The organism is Sulfitobacter sp. HI0129, from assembly GCF_001635395.1.
Classification (GTDB): domain Bacteria; phylum Pseudomonadota; class Alphaproteobacteria; order Rhodobacterales; family Rhodobacteraceae; genus Sulfitobacter.
On the sequence record NZ_LWGH01000237.1, the window covers coordinates 1 to 4,512 of the forward strand.

General features: G+C 64.7%; 5 protein-coding genes. 4 read left to right on the forward strand and 1 reads right to left on the reverse strand.

The window, feature by feature from the left end:
- The 3 genes from A3764_RS04045 to A3764_RS04055 form a co-directional block, all read left to right on the forward strand.
- A partial coding sequence (locus A3764_RS04045; protein WP_150122066.1) for a TRAP transporter large permease subunit occupies nt 1-539 on the forward strand: 539 nt, incomplete at its 5' end.
- Nucleotides 536-1,321: an enoyl-CoA hydratase gene (locus A3764_RS04050; protein WP_067951224.1), complete on the forward strand. Its 786-nt coding sequence runs from the start codon at nt 536-538 to the stop codon at nt 1,319-1,321. The genes A3764_RS04045 and A3764_RS04050, both read left to right, overlap by 4 nt.
- Entirely contained in the window at nt 1,318-2,523 is a 1,206-nt protein-coding gene (locus tag A3764_RS04055; protein WP_067925719.1) for a CaiB/BaiF CoA transferase family protein, read from the forward strand. The genes A3764_RS04050 and A3764_RS04055 overlap by 4 nt, the downstream gene beginning before the upstream one ends.
- Nucleotides 2,524-2,545: 22 nt before the next feature.
- Here the strand turns inward: A3764_RS04055 and A3764_RS04060 are convergent, their stop codons facing one another.
- A complete protein-coding gene (locus A3764_RS04060) occupies nt 2,546-3,322 on the reverse strand; it encodes an IclR family transcriptional regulator (RefSeq protein ID WP_067925722.1) in 777 nt (258 codons plus the stop codon).
- Nucleotides 3,323-3,402: 80 nt separating this feature from the next.
- On the opposite strand from A3764_RS04060, the gene A3764_RS04065 reads away from it, so the two are divergent.
- Nucleotides 3,403-4,347 carry a cupin domain-containing protein gene (locus A3764_RS04065; protein WP_067925725.1) on the forward strand — a complete coding sequence of 315 codons (945 nt, stop codon included), beginning with the start codon at nt 3,403-3,405 and terminating at the stop codon, nt 4,345-4,347.
- The last annotated feature ends 165 nt before the right edge of the window (nt 4,348-4,512 follow it).

A 4,512-nucleotide genomic window follows, 5' to 3' on the forward strand; every position in this document is an offset into this window, starting at 1 on the left:
CGGCGCTCGTGGTGTCGGGCTGGTACGGGAACCTCAACCTGCGCCATCTGCGCCGCGCCATGCTGGACGGCGGGATGCAGACCGCCGTCGTGATGCTGCTGGTGGCCGCATCGGTGCTGATGGGCGGCTTTCTGACCCGCGCGCAGATCCCGCAGCAGCTGGCCGAAAGCATCCTGTCGATCACCACCCAGCAATGGGCGATCCTGCTGATCCTGAACTTCTTCTTCCTGATCATCGGCTTTTTCCTGCATTCCGCCGCCGCCATCATTCTGGTCATTCCCATCGTGATCCCGCTGATCACCGCCGCGGGAATCGACCCGGTGCACTTCGGCCTCGTGGTGACGCTGAACCTTGCGATCGGGCAACAGACACCACCTGTCGCATCCGTGCTGATCACCGCCTGTTCCGTGGCCCGCGCCAATATCTGGGAGGTTTCCAAGGTCAATATCTGGTTCGTCGGCGTTCTCTTGACCGTGCTGTTGCTGTGTACTTACGTGCCCGCAGTACCGATGTTCCTGGTGGAGTATTTCTACAGATGAGTACCGACACATCCGACCTGCTGGACGAGCTTCGCGACGGGGTCCTGTGGCTGAGGTTCAACCGGCCCGAAGCCCGCAACGCGCTGACCTTCGCCATGTACGAGCGGCTGGCCAAGATCTGCGCGGAGGTGCCGACGGACGGATCGGTCCGCGCCATCGTGATTTCCGGGGCGGGCGGCAAGGCCTTTGCCGCGGGGACGGACATGACCCAGTTCCGCGCCTTCGAGACGGCGCAGGATGCGCTGGACTACGAGGCAAGCATCGACCGGGTGCTGGACGCCGTGGAACGCTGCCCCCTTCCCACCATCGCCGCCATCCACGGGGCCTGCACCGGGGGCGGGGCCTCTATCGCGGCGGCCTGCGNCATCCGCATCGCCTCGTCCCGGCTGAAGTACGGGTTTCCCATCGCGCGTACCTTGGGCAACTGTCTTGCCGCCGCGAACCTCGCGCGGCTGTCGGAACTGATCGGGGCAGGGCGGGTGCGCGAGATGATCTTTACCGCGCGGCTGATCGAGGCCGGGGAGGCGGAGCGCATCGGACTGGTAAGCGAGGTGCTGGAGGATGAGGACGCCCTGATGGCGCGTGCCGCAGCACTGGCGGCTGAGGTGGGATCCATGGCGCCGCTGACCCTGCGCGCCACCAAGGAGGCCATGCGCCGCCTCCGGCAGGCCAACCCGCCGGACGACAGTGACCTGATCGTATCGTGCTACATGAGCGATGATTTCCGCATCGGCATGGAAGCCTTTCTTGCCAAGGAGAAACCGGAGTGGACAGGGAAATGAGCGCGCGTTCGGGGCCGCTGGCGGGCATGCGGGTGATCGAACTGGCGCATATCATGGCGGGGCCGGTCTGCGGCATGATGCTGGCCGACATGGGCGCGGATGTCGTCAAGGTCGAGAAGCCCACGGGGGACGACAGCCGCCGCTTCGTGCCGCCCAAGGTCGGGGACGAGGCCGCCGCCTACATGATGATGAACCGCAACAAGCGCGGCATCGCGCTGAACCTCAAGGACCCCGGTGCCGTCGATGTGCTGCGCCGGCTGCTGGCGGATGCCGATGTGGTGATCGAGAATTACCGCAAGGGCACGATGGAAAAGCTGGGGCTGTCCTACGAGGAACTGGCCGAGGCCAATCCGCGCCTGATCTATTGCGAGATCTCCGGCTTTGGCCGGACCGGGCCCTACGCCGACCGGGGCGGATTCGACCTGATCGCGCAGGGCATGTCGGGGCTGATGTCGATCACCGGCGAAGGCCCGGGCCGCCCGCCCGTGAAGGTCGCCGCACCGATTTCCGACATCAACGCAGGCATCCTTGCCGCGATGGGGGTTTCGGCGGCCTATGCCAATGCGCAGAAGACCGGGCTGGGCCAGAAGGTCGATACCTCGCTCTTCGAGGCGGCCATCGTGCAGACCTATTGGCAATCGGCGATTGCCTTCGCCACCGGCAACCGGCCCGAGCCGCTGGGCTCCGCCCATCCGCTCAACGCGCCCTACCAGTCGTTTCAGACCAGCGATGGCTGGATCAACGTGGGCGCGGCCAATCAGGGCAACTGGCTGCGCTATCTGGAGGTGATCGGCGCGCCGGAGCTGAACGACGATCCGCGCTTTTCCTCCAACGCCGCGCGGATGGAGAACCTGGACGCGCTGGTCGAGATACTGAACGGCTACATGGCGCAGGACACGACGGAAAACTGGCTTTCCCGGATGGAACGGGCGAGCCTGCCCGCGGGGCCCGTGAACGACATCCTGCAGATGCACGAGGACCCGCAGGCGCTGGCCCGCGACATGATACTGGAGGTCGACCACAGCACCGCGGGCAAGGTCAAGACGCTGGGCCATCCGGTGAAGTTCAGCCGGACCCCGGCCAAGGTCGCCATGGCGGCCCCGGTCCTCGGCCAGCACACCCGCGCCGTGCTGGAAGAGGCAGGATATAATGCGGGCCAGATCGACGCCCTGATCGAGGCGGAGGCGATTATCGCCGCCTGACGGGGCAGGGGGGTGGGGGCGTCTACAGAGCGCCCAGTTGGCGGGAGATGGCCCTGGCACATTCCAGAACGGCACTGGTGACGCGGTCGTTCGGCGGCTCGGGCCGGTCGAAGGCGCGGGTCGCGTTGATCGCGCCCACGATACTGCCGGACATGTCGCGGATGGGTGCCGCGACGGAGGCCATTCCCCGTTCGAAACTGCCCAGTTGCACGACGATCTCGCTCTGCCGGTCGGCCTTCCACTGCTGAAGCAGACTGCGCATGTTCTGGGCCTGACCTGCACCCCCGTCCTGCGGGTCGTCGCGGTAAAGCGCGACGATCGCCTCTTCGTCGAGATCCGTAAGCAGCACCCGGCCCATGGTCGTCGCCGCCGCCGGAAGGCGGCTGCCGACATGCACGATGCTGCCCATCCCCATCCGGCTGGCGACACGCAGCATGTAAAGCACGCTGCGCCCGTCCCGCACCCCGAGGTGGGTGGACCAGTCGATTTCATCGCGCAGGTTCTCGATCTCTGGCAGGGCGATCTGCACCAGTTCGCGCGATGCCATGTAGCCATGGCCGAGCCGCAGCACCGCAGGCCCCAGCGCATAGGTCTGGCTGCGGGCGTCCTGCAGCAGAAAGCCGAGATGCGTCAGGGTATAAACCGTGCGGAATGCGGCAGAGCGGCTTAGCCCCAGATGGCGAGCAATCTCGCTGAGCGAGAGTTCCGTGCGATGCGGGGTAAAGGCGTCCAGCACCTCGAAGCCACGAATCAGGCCGGGCACGAGGTAGCGGTCGGCGTCCAAATTTGTTTTGTCCATAAAACGACGTATAGCCTGTGAAACATTTCGATCCTACAGATTTCTGCATGACCCATGCGGATTTTTACAGGAGTACCGAGATGAACATGCAGTCAGATGCAGCCCCGCTGAAGGCGGAACTAAAGGCGCATACGGGGCGCTTCAGCGACAAGGCTTTCGATTGGGATGCCTTCCCCTCCAACTCCGGCTTTCCGGATCTGGCACGCGCGCAGATGCGCTATATCGGGGCGGGCGGTTCGCCGAAGGTGGGGGATACCTCGACCCTGAAGGCTGACAATTTCACCGTTTCGCTCATCTACAAGGAGCCGGGGAAATATGCCGCCTGCCACAGCCACGAGATCGAAGAGAGCTTTCTGATCATCGACGGCGCGCTGATCGTCGGTTGGGAGAAGGACGGCGAGGTGGTGGAGGTCAACCTCGGCCCGAAGGACATGATCCTGAACGCTCGTGAAATCGGCCATGGCTTCCGCGTGGATGGTGTAGAGCCGGTGCTGATGACGATCTCTGTCGACGTGGGCAAGCCGTTGCCGCCAGTCTATCACTATCACCCCAAGGAGCACGCCCCGGAACTGGCCCGTGCCTTCGGCGCCAAGCCCGGAGAGACCATCCGCTTCGATCCCGAGGGCGATCATCCGCTGCAGAAACTGATGGCCCAATATGTGGTGCGCCATTCGGAACTGCCGACCGTCTGGGAAGACGCGGGCTTCAGCCGCAAGGTCTATGTGGGCGAAGGCGGGCTGAGCCATGATACCTGCCGCAAGGAGATGTGGGGCATCCCTTCGCGTGTGGGCATCAAAGGCTTCACGCGGGAAGTGGAGGACGCGTTTCTCGTGCTCGAGGGCAGCCTGACCGTCGGTTGGGAAGAGGGCGGCAGGACCGTGGAGGTCGAGCTTGGCCCGCGCGATCTGGTCAAGACCCCGGCAGGCCGCAAACATTGGTTCCGCAATGACGGGGCGGCTGCGGCCACCGTCTGGCACGTGATCGGCACCGCAGAGGACGACGGCGTGGTCTACGAAGCCGCCTGAGCCCAAGCGCCCCGGCGGGTGTCACGGGCGCCGCCGGGGCGGCAGGGAGCGCGGATGTCTGCGGGATCTTGCCGAATGACCCAAAACTCTTGACTCGAACCCGGAATTAGAGCAATCATCATTATTGAACATAGTGTTCACATTTGAACACAGGACTGAGGGGGA